The organism is Kitasatospora sp. NPDC054768, from assembly GCF_053612025.1.
In genome coordinates this window covers 1-13391 of record NZ_JBSHBN010000058.1, presented here as the reverse complement: position 1 = coordinate 13391, position 13391 = coordinate 1, and the positions used below count along the sequence as shown (strand labels likewise).

General features: G+C 74.9%; 13 protein-coding genes. 1 reads left to right on the top strand and 12 read right to left on the bottom strand.

Going from position 1 to position 13391, the window contains the following annotated elements:
- Nucleotides 1-16: 16 nt before the first annotated feature.
- The 3 genes from ACWGKU_RS19110 to ACWGKU_RS19100 form a co-directional block, all read right to left on the bottom strand.
- Nucleotides 17-973, bottom strand: a complete 957-nt coding sequence (locus ACWGKU_RS19110) for a M48 family metalloprotease (RefSeq protein ID WP_359897573.1) — start codon at nucleotides 971-973, stop codon at nucleotides 17-19.
- Nucleotides 974-976: 3 nt separating this feature from the next.
- Entirely contained in the window at nucleotides 977-1402 is a 426-nt protein-coding gene (locus ACWGKU_RS19105) for a BlaI/MecI/CopY family transcriptional regulator (protein WP_380538618.1), read from the bottom strand.
- 132 nt (nucleotides 1403-1534) lie between these two features.
- The gene (locus tag ACWGKU_RS19100; RefSeq protein WP_452177402.1) at nucleotides 1535-2443 is read right to left on the bottom strand and encodes a DMT family transporter; all 909 of its coding nucleotides are present in this window, start codon (nucleotides 2441-2443) and stop codon (nucleotides 1535-1537) included.
- Between ACWGKU_RS19100 and ACWGKU_RS19095 the strand changes: the two genes are divergently transcribed.
- Entirely contained in the window at nucleotides 2442-3896 is a 1455-nt protein-coding gene (locus tag ACWGKU_RS19095; RefSeq protein WP_452177401.1) for an aminotransferase-like domain-containing protein, read from the top strand. The two genes, ACWGKU_RS19100 and ACWGKU_RS19095, sit on opposite strands and share 2 nt — an antisense overlap.
- Before the next feature lie 17 nt (nucleotides 3897-3913).
- Here the strand turns inward: ACWGKU_RS19095 and htpX are convergent, their stop codons facing one another.
- From htpX to ACWGKU_RS19050, 9 genes are all read right to left on the bottom strand, one after another.
- Nucleotides 3914-4777: a zinc metalloprotease HtpX gene (gene htpX / locus ACWGKU_RS19090; protein ID WP_359897577.1), complete on the bottom strand. Its 864-nt coding sequence runs from the start codon at nucleotides 4775-4777 to the stop codon at nucleotides 3914-3916.
- Between the two features lie 221 nt (nucleotides 4778-4998).
- Nucleotides 4999-6540 carry an NADH-quinone oxidoreductase subunit N gene (locus tag ACWGKU_RS19085; RefSeq protein WP_452177400.1) on the bottom strand — a complete coding sequence of 514 codons (1542 nt, stop codon included), beginning with the start codon at nucleotides 6538-6540 and terminating at the stop codon, nucleotides 4999-5001.
- A 56-nt stretch (nucleotides 6541-6596) separates the two neighbouring features.
- On the bottom strand, nucleotides 6597-8177 hold the full coding sequence (locus tag ACWGKU_RS19080) for a complex I subunit 4 family protein (RefSeq protein ID WP_452177399.1): 1581 nt from the start codon (nucleotides 8175-8177) through the stop codon (nucleotides 6597-6599).
- A gap of 53 nt (nucleotides 8178-8230) precedes the next feature.
- Nucleotides 8231-10285: an NADH-quinone oxidoreductase subunit 5 family protein gene (locus ACWGKU_RS19075; protein ID WP_452177398.1), complete on the bottom strand. Its 2055-nt coding sequence runs from the start codon at nucleotides 10283-10285 to the stop codon at nucleotides 8231-8233.
- A complete protein-coding gene (nuoK, locus tag ACWGKU_RS19070) occupies nucleotides 10282-10692 on the bottom strand; it encodes an NADH-quinone oxidoreductase subunit NuoK (protein WP_401047526.1) in 411 nt (136 codons plus the stop codon). The genes ACWGKU_RS19075 and nuoK overlap by 4 nt, the downstream gene beginning before the upstream one ends.
- On the bottom strand, nucleotides 10692-11405 hold the full coding sequence (locus ACWGKU_RS19065; protein WP_452177397.1) for an NADH-quinone oxidoreductase subunit J family protein: 714 nt from the start codon (nucleotides 11403-11405) through the stop codon (nucleotides 10692-10694). The genes nuoK and ACWGKU_RS19065 overlap by 1 nt, the downstream gene beginning before the upstream one ends.
- Nucleotides 11402-11971, bottom strand: a complete 570-nt coding sequence (locus tag ACWGKU_RS19060; protein WP_452177396.1) for a NuoI/complex I 23 kDa subunit family protein — start codon at nucleotides 11969-11971, stop codon at nucleotides 11402-11404. Before ACWGKU_RS19060 ends, ACWGKU_RS19065 begins: the two co-directional genes overlap by 4 nt.
- On the bottom strand, nucleotides 11968-12927 hold the full coding sequence (gene nuoH / locus ACWGKU_RS19055) for an NADH-quinone oxidoreductase subunit NuoH (protein ID WP_401047519.1): 960 nt from the start codon (nucleotides 12925-12927) through the stop codon (nucleotides 11968-11970). The genes ACWGKU_RS19060 and nuoH overlap by 4 nt, the downstream gene beginning before the upstream one ends.
- Nucleotides 12924-13127 (bottom strand): hypothetical protein, encoded by a 204-nt coding sequence (locus ACWGKU_RS19050; RefSeq protein ID WP_452177395.1) that lies wholly within the window; start codon nucleotides 13125-13127, stop codon nucleotides 12924-12926. The genes nuoH and ACWGKU_RS19050 overlap by 4 nt, the downstream gene beginning before the upstream one ends.
- Nucleotides 13128-13391: the final 264 nt, after the last annotated feature.

Here is a 13391-nt window from a genome sequence, read left to right as displayed (position 1 = left end):
TCCGGAGCCCCGCCGGCTACAGCGGGGTGACGGCCTTGAGCACCACCAGCAGGGCCACGGCGGCGTTGAGCGCGCACAGCGCCGACGCCGCCGTACCGATCGCCGCGACCATCGCCGCCAGGCCCGCCGGGGTCTTCGCCGGCGGCCAGTTGCGGGAGGTCGGCACCGGGCCGAGCAGCGCGGCGACCCGGCGCGGCACCGGGCCGGCCGCCGCGGCCGGGGCGGCGAAGGCCGCGAAGCCGGGGGCCGGGGCGGCGTGCGAGACCAGGGCCGCCCGGGCCACCGCCCGCGCGGTGATCCGGCGGTCCCCCACGGCCTGCGCCGAGTCCTCGTCCGCCCACCGCTCCGCGCTGTACGCCACCGCGTCCTGCAGCGGCCGCAGGAACGGGTTGACGCAGGCGGCGAGCTGGGTGGTCAGCAGGTACCGGTGGTGGCGGTGGCGCAGGTGCGCCCGCTCGTGGGCGAGCAGCGCCTCGCGCTCGTCGGCGGCCAGGCCGGCCAGCATCCCGGTGGAGACCACGACCCGGCCGGGCGATCCGGGCAGCGCGTAGGCGTACGGGCTCCGGTCCGGCAGCACCGCGAGGTCGCCGGCCGGTCCCGGCCCGACGGGCAGCCCGCTCAGCGCCCGGCGGGCCCGGGCCCGCACCCGCAGGTGCCGCACGACCGTCCGGGCGCAGGCGAGGACCACCAGGGCCAGCAGCCACATCGCGGCCGTGCCGACCGTCTCGTGGTACGGCAGCGCGGCCCGCACCTCCGGGTCGGACCAGCTGTCCGGCAGCGGGTTGCCGGGGATCTGCGCGGTGCCCACCACGCCGATCAGCCCGAGGCAGAGCGCGCTGCACACCGCCATCACCGCGCTGATCACGGTCATCAGCCGGGCCGCGCCGCGCGGGTGCAGGTGCTGTTCGGTCAGGCGCGCGATCGGGACCGCGGTGAGCGGCAGGACGAGCGGGAGGAAGACGAAGAGGCCCACGGGTCAGCTCTCACGGTCGGGCACTGCCGGATCGGCGGACGCGGCGTCCAGCAGCGCCCGGAGCAGTTCCTCGTCGTGCGGCAGCAGCGCGCTGACGAAGCTGGCCAGGACGGCGTCCCGGTCCGCCTCCCCGTCGAGCATCCGGCGCATCCGCAGCGCGGCCAGCCCGGCGGCGTCCGAGGAGGCCTGCCACAGGTAGGAACGGCCGGAGCGGGTCCTGGTCACGGCGCTCTTGGCGTGCAGCCGGGACAGGATGGTCATGACCGTGGTGTAGGCCAGGTCGCCCTCCAGGCGTTCCTGGACCCATCCCGCGGCGGCCGGGCCGGGCGCCTGCTGGAGCACCGCGAGCACCTGCGCCTCCAGCTCGCCCTGGCCGCGGCGCCGGGCCGGCGCGTCCCCGGCCGCCGGGGCGTGCCTCTCGTCTGCCATGACGGCCCACTCCCTCCGGATGCCTCGCCCGGACCGACGGGCACGGGTTCATCCTAACGAGCAAGGGGCCGCGCCGAACCGGTCGGATCGGGGGTTCGGGAACGTACGGCGCAGCCCTGCGGCGCCCGCGGGTCAGGTCCGGGCCCGCTGGGTCACCGCGATGCAGACCAGCACCACCACCGCGGTGACGGGCGCCGCGGCCGGCAGCCGCTCGCCGAGCAGCAGCACCGACCAGACCAGTGTCAGCAGCGGCTGCGCGAGCTGGAGCTGGCTGGCCCTCGGCACCCCGATCGCGGCCATCCCCCGGTACCAGAGCACGAACCCGCCGAGCTGCGAGACCGCCGCCGTGTAGGCCAGCCCGACCAGGGCCTGCGCCCCGAACCGCACCGGCTCGGTGCCCAGCCCGAGCGCCGCGGTCAGCAGCGTCGCGGGCAGGGCGGCCACCACCGCCCAGGCGATCACCTGGGCGCCCGGCAGGTCCCGGGAGAGCCGCCCGCCCTCGGCGTACCCGGCGGCGCAGAGCAGTACCGCCGCGAACAGGTAGAGGTCGGCGACGGTCGGCCGGCCGTGGCTCTGCACCAGGGTGAAGGCGAGCACGGCGGCGGCCCCGGCGAGCGCCGCCGCCCAGAACGCCCCGGACGGCCGGCGACCGGTGCGCAGCGCCGCGACCGTCGCCGTGGCCAGCGGCAGCACGCCGATGACCACCGCCGAGTGGGCGGTCGAGGAGGTGCGCAGGGCGAGCGTGGTCAGCAGCGGGAAGCCGAGGACGCAGCCGCCGGAGACCACCAGCAGTCCGGGCCAGTGCCGCCGCTGCGGCAGCGGGGCGCGGACGGCCGCCAGGTGGAGGACGGCCAGCAGACCGGCGAGGGCGCCGCGCAGGCCGGTCGCGGACCACGGGCCGAAGCCGGTCAGGGACCACGCGGTCGCCGGGAAGGAGAGCGAGAAGGAGGCCACGGCGAGGGCCGCGAGGGCGGTGCCGGAAGCGGGGGCCTGGCGAGGTGCTACCGCCCGAAGCCGGGTAGCGCTATCTTGTGCCGTCATGAACGAGCGTAGCAGTGTGACCGAACTCGCCGACATCCTGCGGCGGGAGGTCGAGCGCTACCCGGAGGGACGGAAGCTGCCCTCCAGTCGGGCGCTGGTGGAACGTCACCAGGTCAGCCCGGTGACGGTCTCCCGGGCCATCGCGGTGCTGGTGGCCGAGGGGCTGGTGGTCTCCCGGCCCGGCGCCGGGGTGTTCCGGGCGGCGGCCTTCGCCGCGGCCCCGGCCGTCCCCGCCGCACCGTCCGGCCGCACCGGCGACCTCTCCTGGCAGCAGATCGCGCTCAGCGCCGACTCCGGCCCGCGCGACCTGCTCGCCGCCCCCGTGTTCGCCACCCTCCGGGTGCCCCCGCCCGACGTCGTCGACCTCAACAGCGGCTACCCGCACGCCTCGCTGCTGCCCGAGCGGCTGCTCGCCGCCGCGCTCGCCCGGGCCGGCCGGCGGCCGGGCGCCTGGGACCGCCCGCCCACCGACGGCCTCACCGAACTGCGCGGCTGGTTCGCCCGGGACATCGGCGGCCACGGCGGGCCGATCGGCGTCGGGGACGTCCTGATCACCTCCGGCGGGCAGAGCGGGCTGACCGTCGCCATGCGGGCGCTCGCCGCGCCCGGCTCGCCGGTGCTGGTGGAGTCGCCGACGTACGCGGGCATCCTGGCGGTCGTCCGGGCGGCCGGGCTGCGGCCCGTCCCGGTCCCGGTCGACGCCGACGGCCTGCGCACCGACCTGCTGGCGGACGCCTTCGCGGCCACCCGGGCACGGGTCCTCGTCTGCCAGCCGCTGTTCCAGAACCCCACCGGGGCGGTGCTGTCGCCCGAACGGCGGGAGGAGGTGCTGCGGATCGCCCGGGCCGCCGGGGCCTTCGTGGTCGAGGACGACTTCGCCCGGCTGCTGGTCCACGCGGACGCCCCCGCGCTGCCGCGCCCGCTCGCCGCCGACGACCGGGACGGGGTCGTGGTGCACCTGCGCTCGCTGACCAAGGCGGCCTCCCCCAACCTGCGGGTCGGCGCCCTCACCGCGCGCGGACCGGCGCTGGCCCGACTGCGGGCCACCCAGGTGGTGGACAGCTTCTTCGTGCCCCGGCCGCTCCAGGAGGCCACCCTGGAACTGGTCGCCGACCCCGCCTGGGCCCGTCACCTGCGCACTCTCGGCGCCGAACTGCGCGACCGCCGCACCGCCGCCGTCGCCGCCCTGCACCGCGAGCTGCCCGGCGTCCTCGGCACCCACCGCCCCGGCGGCTACCACCTGTGGCTGCGCTTCCCGGACGGCGTCGACGACACCGCCCTCGCCGCGGCCGCGCTGCGCGCCGGCGTCCAGGTCTCCCCCGGCCGCCCCTACCACCCCGCCGAACCCCCGGCCCCCCACCTGCGCCTCAGCTACGCCGCGGCCGAGAGCCCCGCCCAGGTCGCCGAGGGCGTCCACCGCCTGCGGCTCGCGTACGAGGAGGAGACGGGCTGACCCCGGACGGCGGCGCGCTACCGCCCGTGGCCCGCCATCCGCTCCAGGCGGGCGACCCGCTCGGCCATCGGCGGGTGGGTGGAGAAGAGCCTCGCGCCGGCCTCGCCGGGACGGAAGGGGCTGGCGATCATCATGTGGCTCGCGGTCTGGAGCTGCGGCTCGGGCGGGAGCGGCAGCCGGCGGGTGCCGGCGTCCAGCTTCCGCAGGGCGCTCGCGAGGGCGAGCGGGTCGCCGGTGATCCGGGCGCCGTCGGCGTCGGCCTGGTACTCGCGGGAGCGGCTGACCGCCATCTGGATCAGTCCGGCCGCGAGCGGGCCGAGGATCATGATGGCGAGCATCCCGAACAGCCCCGGGCCGTCGTCGTCCTCGCTGCGCCCGAACGGGATCAGCCACGCGAAGTTCACCAGGAACATCACCACCGAGGCGAGCGCCCCGGCCACCGAGGAGATCAGGATGTCCCGGTTGTAGACGTGGCTCAGCTCGTGCCCGAGCACGCCCCGCAGCTCGCGTTCGTCCAGGATCCGCAGGATGCCCTCGGTGCAGCAGACCGCCGCGTTGCGCGGGTTGCGGCCGGTGGCGAAGGCGTTGGGCGCGGGGGTCGGGGAGATGTAGAGGCGGGGCATCGGCTGGCGGGCGGCGGTGGAGAGCTCGCGGACGATCCGGTACAGCTGGGGCGCCTCGAACTCGCTGACCGGCCGGGCCCGCATGGCCCGCAGCGCGAGCTTGTCGCTGTTCCAGTACGCGTAGGCGTTGGTCCCGAGGGCGACCAGCAGGGCGATCACGAAGCCGGTGCGACCGAAGAGGCTTCCGATCACCAGGATCAGCGCCGAGAGGCCGCCGAGCAGGACGGCGGTCCTCAGTCCGTTGTGCCGGCTGTGCACGTCAGGCCCTCCAGTGGTGCGGTGGGGAAGCCCTTTCTGCCTCGTCCCTCGTGCCCGGTCAACGGGCGGGGCCGAGGGCCTTGTTCCCTTGTGACCCGACACGGTGACCGACGCGACACCGCAGCGCCGTACCACCGGCGCGGCCGCGACGGCCCCGGGCCGCACCACCGGCACCGCCGTGACAGCCCCGGACCGCACCCCCGGCGCGGTCCGGCGCCCGCTCAGAACAGCGAGCCGCCCGCCACCTGGAGGACCAGCTGCGGCGCCACCGAGAGGACCACGGCGGCCGAGGCGGTGAGCCCCAGCGTCGCGGTGAGGCCCACCGGCAGACGGCGCCCGGCGGCGGCCTCCCCGAGGGGCTCGTCCCCCGGGGCGAACAGCCGGGCCGTCCACAGCAGGTAGTAGTACAGGGCGATGACCACGTTGACGGCCATCACCACGGCGAGCCAGCCCAGCCCGGCGTCGACCGCCGCGCGGAACACCACGACCTTGCCGAACAGGCCGATCACGCCCGGCGGCAGCCCGGCCAGGCAGAGCAGGAAGAAGGCGAGCGCCAGCGCCGTCCAGCGGTTGCGGGCGAACAGGCCGCGGAACTCGTCCACGCTGGTCCCGGGCCGGCGGCCGACGGAGGCGACCACCCCGAAGGCGCCGAGGTTCACCACGCCGTAGATCAGCGCGTACGCGGCGGTGGCACCGAGCGGGTCGGCGCCGGTGGGCGCGTAGCCGGCCGCGGCGAGCGGCACCAGCAGGTACCCGGCCTGGCCGACCGAGGACCAGGCGAGCAGCCGCACCGCGCTGTACCGGGTGTCGAAGCGCTGGCGCAGCGCGCCGACGTTGCCGGCGGTCATGGTGACGGCGGCCAGCACCGCGAGCACCAGGCCCCAGGTGTGGGCGTACGGGCGGAAGGCGACGGTGGTGGCCAGCGCCAGCCCGGACAGGCCGGCCGCCTTGCCGACCACCGAGAGGTAGCCGGCCACCGGCAGCGGCGCGCCGGTGTAGGTGTCGGGCACCCAGAAGTGGAACGGGACGGCGGCGACCTTGAAGGCGAAGCCGACCAGGGTCAGCACCGCGCCCGCCTCGGCCAGCGGCTTGAGCTGCCCGGGCGCGTGCTCCAGGCCCTGGGCGACGGCGCCGAGGTGCAGGCTGCCGCTCGCCGCGTAGACGAAGCCGACGCCGAGCAGCATCACGGCGGTCGCGGTCACCGAGGAGACGAAGAACTTGAAGGCGGCCTCGGCGCCCCGGCCGTCCCGGCGCAGCGCGACCAGGGCGAAGGCGGGCAGCGAGGCGACCTCCAGGGCGATCACCATGGTGGCGAGGTCGCGGGAGGCGGGCAGCAGCGCGGCGCCGGTGGCGCTGGAGAGCAGCAGGAACCAGTACTCGCCGCGCGGCAGCCGCTCGTCCTCCACCGTGTGCGCCGACAGCAGCGCCGCGATCAGCGCGCCGCCGAGGGCGAGCAGCTGGAACACCAGGGCGAAGTGGTCGGCGACGTACGAGCAGCCGCCGTTGTCGGACCCCCCTGCTACGTTCTGCACACAGAAGGTCGCTCGGGGTGATCCGCCGGTGAGGGGGAGGAGTGCGATGAGGGCGAGGGCGAGTCCGGCCGCGGTGAGGCGGCCGAGCCACTTCTTGTGCCGCTCGGGCAGGAACAGGTCCGTGAGCAGCACGGCGAGGGCGGCCACGGCGGCGATCAGCGGCGGTGCGATCGCCACCCAGTCCACGGACTGGATCAGGCTGCCCGGGTTGGCTACGGCGAGGGAGGTCACAGTGTGCTGCCCCGTGGAGTGAGGTCCGAGTGCGGCGGTCTGGGCTGCGAGCACGGTCAGCCACCCCCGAGGAGGTGCTTGACGGCGGGATCGGAGAGGCCGAGCAGCAGCGCGGGCCAGAGGCCGGCGAGCAGCGTCAGCGCGGCCAGCGGCGTCCAGCTGACGGCCTCGTACGGGCGCAGGTCGGCGAGCTCGGCCACCGGTGCGGGCTGCTCGGGGTCCCCCATGCAGACGCGCTTGACCACGATCAGGAGGTACGCGGCGGTGAGGAGGGTGCCGAGGCCGGCCAGGACCATGTAGGTGACGAACGCGGGGCGCGACAGGCCGTCGGCCGGGTCGAACGCGCCGAACATGGCGAGCAGCTCGCCCCAGAAGCCGGCCAGGCCGGGCAGGCCGAGGCTGGCGACGGCGGCGAAGGCGAGCAGCACGCCCAGTCGCGGGGCCCGGCCGTACAGGGCGGCGCCGGTGGCCCCGGCGAGGGTGTCGAGGTCGGCCGTGCCGTAGCGGTCCTTGAGCGCGCCGACGACGAAGAACAGCAGACCGGTGATCAGACCGTGGGCGATGTTGGCGAACAGCGCGCCGTTGACGCCCACCGGGGTGAGGGAGGCGATGCCGAGCAGCACGAAGCCCATGTGGCCGACGGAGGAGTACGCGATCAGGCGCTTGAGGTCGCCCTTGGCGCCGGGGCGGGAAAGCGCCAGGCAGGCCAGGGAACCGTAGACGATGCCGACGGCCGCGAAGGCGCCCAGGTAGGGGGCCAGCGTGGTGGCGCCGTCCGGCACGACCGGGAGGAGGACGCGGACCAGGCCGTAGGTGCCCATCTTCAGCAGCACGCCGGCGAGCAGCACCGAGCCCACCGTCGGGGCGGCGGTGTGGGCGTCCGGGAGCCAGCTGTGCAGCGGCCAGGCCGGGGCCTTGACCGCGAGCCCGACCAGGATCGCCAGCGCGGCGACCACCTGGGTGGTGTGGCTCAGGCCGCTGCCGTGCGCGGCGGCCAGGGCCTGCATGTCGAAGGTGCCGGCCTTGCTGCCGATCAGCAGGAAGCCGAGCAGCATCACGGCCGAGCCCAGCAGCGTGTAGAGGATGAACCGGTTGGCGGCCGGCACCTTCGCGCCGCTCCCCCAGCGGGCGATCAGGAAGTACATCGGGATCAGCACGATCTCGAAGGCCAGGAAGAAGAGCAGGAGGTCCAGCACCGCGAAGGTGGCGAGCATGCCGACTTCGAGCAGGAGGAACAGCCCGACGAAGGCCTGCGCCGACGGACGAGGCTCATCAGGGGCTGCGCCCCGGGCGTCCCCGCCCGGCAGCCGCTTCTCCGAGTAGAGCGCGCAGAGGAAGGTGAGCAGCGCGGTCAGCACGATCAGCGGCAGCGAGACGCCGTCCACCCCGAGGTGGAGGCGCACGTGCAGGGCCGGGATCCAGGACACGTCGGTGGTGGCCTGCATCCGGGCGGGCTCGTCCTGGTCGAAGCCGGCCGCGAGGGCGACGGTGAGCAGGAACACCGCGCCGGTGACGACGGTGTTCAGCCGCAGTGCCCGCCGGCCGGCCACGGCCCGGTCCGGCCCGAACACCGGCGCCAGGGTGAGTGCGGCGCCGAGCAGCGGCAGCACCAGGAGGGCGATGAGGACTGCGTTCATCGGGGGCTCCCAGCAGCGGTCGAGGGGACGGAGGTGGAGAACAGCAGCACCGGCTACACCGCCACCAGGACGGCCAGCAGGACGACGGCGGCCAGCAGGGCGCTGAGGTAGGTCTGCGCGTTTCCGGTCTGCGCGAGCCGGACGGCCCGGCCGAGCAGGTTGGCGCCGATGCCGCTGCCCTGCACGTAGCCCTCGACGACCTCGCGGTCGAGGAATCGGACCAGCTTGGCGGCGGCGACCACCGGGCGGACGAACAGCGCCCGGTACAGCCGGTCGACGCCGAAGCCGTGCCGGGCCGGGCCGAACAGCGGGCCGAGCAGGGTGCGCCCGGGGTCGGCGACGATCACCTCGGTGGCCGGGGCTCCGCCCTGCTCGGGCACCCGGCCGGCCGGTGCCGGGCGGCCGGTGCCCAGCCGGGCGGCCGCCGAGCGCCAGGCGCCGTACGCGGCGAGCGCGCCGACCACGGCGAGCCCGGTGCCGGTGACGGCGGTGACGGCGGAGGGCCGCAGCGAGCCGCCGTCCAGGAGCGCGGGCAGCCAGTCCGAGCGCAGGCCGACGATGCCGAAGCCCATGGTCGGCACGGCCAGCACCCACAGCGGCCAGCGCATCGCGGGCGGCTCGGCCGTGGCCGGGTCGGCCTCGTCGAGCTCGGGCGAGTACGGCGCGCCGGCCTCGTGGTCGGCCACGACGGTGCCCCGGTCGGCGGCGGGCAGCACCTGCGGTGCGGCCGCGGCGGCACCGGCCGGGCTGTGGAACGCGACCAGGAACAGCCGGGCCGCGTACGCGGCGGTGAGCAGCGCGGTGAGTCCGGCGGAGATCAGCACGATCCACCCGGCCGCCTGCGGCACCGCCGAGGCCGGGCCGAGGCCGTTGGTCAGCGCCTCGCCGTTGGCGGCGTGCTCGGCGGCGGTGAGCACCGCCTCCTTGCTGAAGAAGCCGGAGAACGGCGGCAGCCCGATCAGGGCGGCGAGCGCGATGCCCGTCGTCCAGTAGGCGTCGGGGACGCGTTTGCGCAGCCCGGGGATGCGGGACATCGCGGAGATCGAGTTGGTGTGCGCGGCGTGGATCACCACACCGGCGGCCAGGAACAGCAGTGCCTTGAACGCGCCGTGGGTGACCAGGTGGAAGACCGAGGCCTCGCGGTCACCGGAGGCCAGCGCGCCGGCCATGTAGCCGAGCTGGCCGACGGTGGAGTAGGCGAGCACCCGTTTGAGGTCGTCCTGGGCGAGCGCGCAGAGCGCCGAGCCGATCATCGTCACGGCGGCCATCACCGCGAGCACGACCAGCGCCGCGCCCGACAGCAGGAAGACCGGCAGCAGCCGGGCGACCAGGTAGATGCCGGCCGCGACCATGGTGGCGGCGTGGATCAGCGCGGAGACCGGGGTCGGGCCGGCCATCGCGTCCGGGAGCCAGGTGTGCAGCGGGAACTGCGCGCTCTTGCCGGCCACACCGGCGAGCAGCAGCAGGGCGGTCAGCGTCGGGTGCCCGAGCCGGCCCTCCGACGCGGCCGCCAGCACGTCCGGGATGCGGAAGCTGCCGGCGTCCGCGCCGAGCAGGAAGATCCCGAACAGGAACGGCACGTCACCGAGCTTGGTGACCAGGAAGGCCTTCAGCGAGGCCGAGCGGGCGTCCGCCGTCTCCCAGTGGTGGCCGATCAGGAAGTACGAGCACAGGCCCATGACCTCCCAGCCGACCAGCAGCACGATCAGGTCGCCCGAGTAGACCACCAGGAACATCGCCGCGGTGAACAGCGAGACCAGCGCCGCGTAGGACGGGTAGCGCGGGTCCTCCTTGAGGTACGCGGTCGAGTAGACCTGGACGCAGGTGGCGACCAGTCCGACCAGCACCGAGATCAGCGAGCTGAAGCCGTCCAGGTGGAGGGCGAGGGCGATGTCCGGGCCGCCGGTCGGGGTGAGCCGGGTGGCGGCGTCCAGGGTCTGGCCGGTGCCCAGCTGGAGGGCGACCACCAGGGCGAGCACCGCCGAGACGGCGACCGGGACGACGGCCAGCGGCCGGGCCAGCCCGGGCGCCTTCCGGCCGACGGCCAGGGTCGCGGCGGCGCCGAGCGCGGGCAGCGCCGGGACGAGTACGGGAAGGGCGAGGTTCATGCGGTGGCCCGGCCCTTCAGTGCCTCGGCTCCGACCGGCGCCCCGGTGTCGACCGGTGTCTCGGCGTCGACCGGCGTCTCCTCGACGGCGAACGCCTCGGCCGGGTCGCCGAGCGCGGTGGCCCGGTCGATGTCCGCGGTGCCCCGGGCCCGGAACAGCAGCAGGACGATGGCGAGCCCCAGTCCGATCTCGGCGGCGGCGACGGTGATGGTGAACAGGGTGAGCGCCTGCCCGGCGTGCAGCGAGTCGCGCAGCCAGGCGTCGAAGGCGACCAGGTTGAGGTTGACGGCGTTGAGCATCAGCTCGACGGACATCAGCACCAGGACGGCGTTGCGCCGGGCGAGCACGCCGTACACGCCGACGCTGAACAGCAGCGCGGCGAGGACGGCGGGGTAGGCGAGGTGCATCAGCCCTCCTGCTCAGAGGTTGACTGCTCGGAGGTCGACTGCTCGGAGGTCGCCGGAGCCGGCTTCGGCGCGGTCGCGGCGACCGTCCGGTTGGACCCGACCGGCCGCCCGGCGCGCAGCCGGCCCGCCCGGGGCGCCGGCACCCGCCGCTTGGAGCCGCGCGACAGCACGATCGCGCCGACCAGTGCCGCCAGCAGCAGCACGGACAGCGCCTCGAAGGGCAGCACCCAGTGCCGGAACAGGCTGGCCCCGGTGACGGCGGCCGAGCCGCCGCCCTGGCCGAGGTCGATCCAGGAGGTCCGGAAGGCGTCGACGACCAGCGTGACCAGGGTCCCGGCCGCGGCCAGCGCCACGACCAGGGCCACCCAGCGGTTCTTGGAGTCGGCGTCCGGCGAGCGCCCGATCGGCGCCTTGGTGAGCATCAGCCCGAACAGCACCAGGACGACCACCGAGCCGAGGTAGATCAGCACCTGCACCCAGGCGATGAACTCGGCCGTGAGCAGCAGGAACTCCACCGCCAGCCCGCCGAGCGCGACCACCAGCCAGAGCGCGGCGTGCACCAGCTGCCTGGTGGTCACCGAGACCACGGCCGAGCCGAGCACGGCGATGCCGACCAGCAGGAAGACGATCTCCTGGCCGGTCGGGGACAGGAACGAACGGGCGGCCGGCTCCAGGGAGCCGGTCGCCGCGAGAAGCGTGGTGGCACCGGTCACGCGTCGTCACCCTTCTCGTCGGTGGCCGATTGCGCGGCCGCCGCGGCGGCCGCGGCCAGCTTGTCCGCCGCCTTGCGCGCGGTGGTGATCTCCTTGGGCTCCTCGGCCGCCGGGTCCAGCGCCGGCGGCGCGGGGACGGTCCACATCCACTCGCGGAGCTTGTCCCGCTCGTGGGTCAGCTCGTGGATGTCGGTCTCCGCGTACTCGAACTCCGGCGACCAGAACAGCGCGTCGAAGGGGCAGACCTCGATGCAGATCCCGCAGTACATGCAGAGCGAGAAGTCGATGGCGAAGCGGTCCAGCACGTTGCGGGTGCGGGCCCGGGCGTTCGGCTCGGCGGCCGGCAGCGTCTCCTTGTGGGAGTCGATGTAGATGCACCAGTCCGGGCACTCGCGCGCGCAGAGCATGCACACCGTGCAGTTCTCCTCCAGCAGCGCGATGACGCCGCGCGAGCGCGGCGGCAGCACCGGCTGCACGTCGGGGTACTGCGCGGTGACGCTCTTCCTCGTCATCGTCCGCAGCGTCACGGCCAGGCCCTTGGCGAGGCCGATACCGGGGAAGCTCATGAGATCGCCACCTTGATGATGCCGGTGAGGGCCAGCTGGACCAGCGCGAGCGGGATCAGCACCGTCCACGCGAAGCGCATCAGCTGGTCCTCGCGCAGACGCGGGTAGGTGACCCGCAGCCAGATGACCACGAAGGCCAGCGCGAAGGTCTTGAGGATCATCCAGAGCCAGCCGAGCTGGTCCGGCAGCGGTCCGTGCCAGCCGCCCAGGAAGAGCACCGCGGTCAGCGCGGACACCACCAGGATGCCCACGTACTCGGACAGCAGGAACAGGGCGAACCGCAGACCGGTGTACTCGGTGTACGCGCCGAAGATGATCTCCGAGTCGGCGATCGGCATGTCGAAGGGCGGGCGCTGGAGCTCGGCCAGACCGGCCGTGAAGAAGACGAACGCGCCGATGACCTGCCAGGGCAGCCAGTACCACTCCCAGGCGTCCACGATCCCGGGCAGCGACAGCGTGCCGGCGGCCATCGCCACCGAGGCCGCCGCCAGCACCATCGGCAGCTCGTACGACATCAGCTGCGCGGCCGTGCGCAGGCCTCCGAGCAGCGAGAACTTGTTCGCCGAGGCCCAGCCGGCCATCAGCTTGCCGATCACGCCGACGCCCATCACGGCCAGCACGAAGAACAGGCCCGCGTCGATCGCCTGGCCGACGAAGCCGTTCGGGCCGACCGGGATCGCCAGCAGCACGAAGAGGTGCGGCAGCAGCGAGACGGCGGGCGCCAGCTGGAAGATCCGGCGGTCCGCCCCGGCCGGGACGATGTCCTCCTTCTGCGCGAACTTCACGCCGTCCGCGACGAGCTGCGCCCAGCCGTGGAAGCCACCCGCGTACATCGGGCCGAGCCGGCCCTGCATGTGCGCCATGACCTTGTGCTCGGTCTGGCCGATGACCAGCGGGAAGACCAGGAAGACGACGAGGGTGGCGACGCAGCGCAGCACCGTGTCGAGCAGGTTCACGCGCCGTCTCCGTCCTGGTCGGCCGCTCCGGCCGAGGTCTCGTCCTTCTGCTCGCCCGAGGGCTTCTCGTCGTGGGCGGGCACCGGGTTGTGCCAGGGCGCGTCGGAGGACCGGGGCGCGTCGGAGGACCGGGGCCGTACGGGAGCCGCGGGCTCGGCCGTCGGTTCGCCGGCCGTCTGACTGGCCGACCCCTCGGACACCGACCGGGTCCGCCGCGGCCGGTCCGCCCGCACCGGCGGTGCGCCCTCGGCGGCGGGAGCGGCGGGAGCGGCGGGAGCGGCGGGAGCGGCGGGAGCGGCGGGAGCGGCGGGAGCCGCAGGAGCTTCGGGAGCCGCAGGAGCTTCGGGAGCCGCAGGAGCTTCGGGAGTGGCGGCGGCATCGGCGCCCGCCTGGCTCGCCGACCCCTCGGACACCGACCGGGTCCGCCGCGGCCGGTCCGCCCGCACCGGAGCGCCGCCCTCAGC

Coding starts and splice junctions, on each gene's coding strand:
- ACWGKU_RS19080 (WP_452177399.1), bottom strand. CDS start 8,177: ATGAACGCAGTCCTCATCGCCCTCCTGGTGCTGCCGCTGCTCGGCGCC.
- nuoK (WP_401047526.1), bottom strand. CDS start 10,692: ATGCACCTCGCCTACCCCGCCGTCCTCGCCGCGCTGCTGTTCAGCGTC.
- ACWGKU_RS19105 (WP_380538618.1), bottom strand. CDS start 1,402: ATGGCAGACGAGAGGCACGCCCCGGCGGCCGGGGACGCGCCGGCCCGG.
- ACWGKU_RS19095 (WP_452177401.1), top strand. CDS start 2,442: ATGAACGAGCGTAGCAGTGTGACCGAACTCGCCGACATCCTGCGGCGG.
- ACWGKU_RS19075 (WP_452177398.1), bottom strand. CDS start 10,285: ATGAACCTCGCCCTTCCCGTACTCGTCCCGGCGCTGCCCGCGCTCGGC.
- ACWGKU_RS19060 (WP_452177396.1), bottom strand. CDS start 11,971: ATGAGCTTCCCCGGTATCGGCCTCGCCAAGGGCCTGGCCGTGACGCTG.
- ACWGKU_RS19100 (WP_452177402.1), bottom strand. CDS start 2,443: ATGACGGCACAAGATAGCGCTACCCGGCTTCGGGCGGTAGCACCTCGC.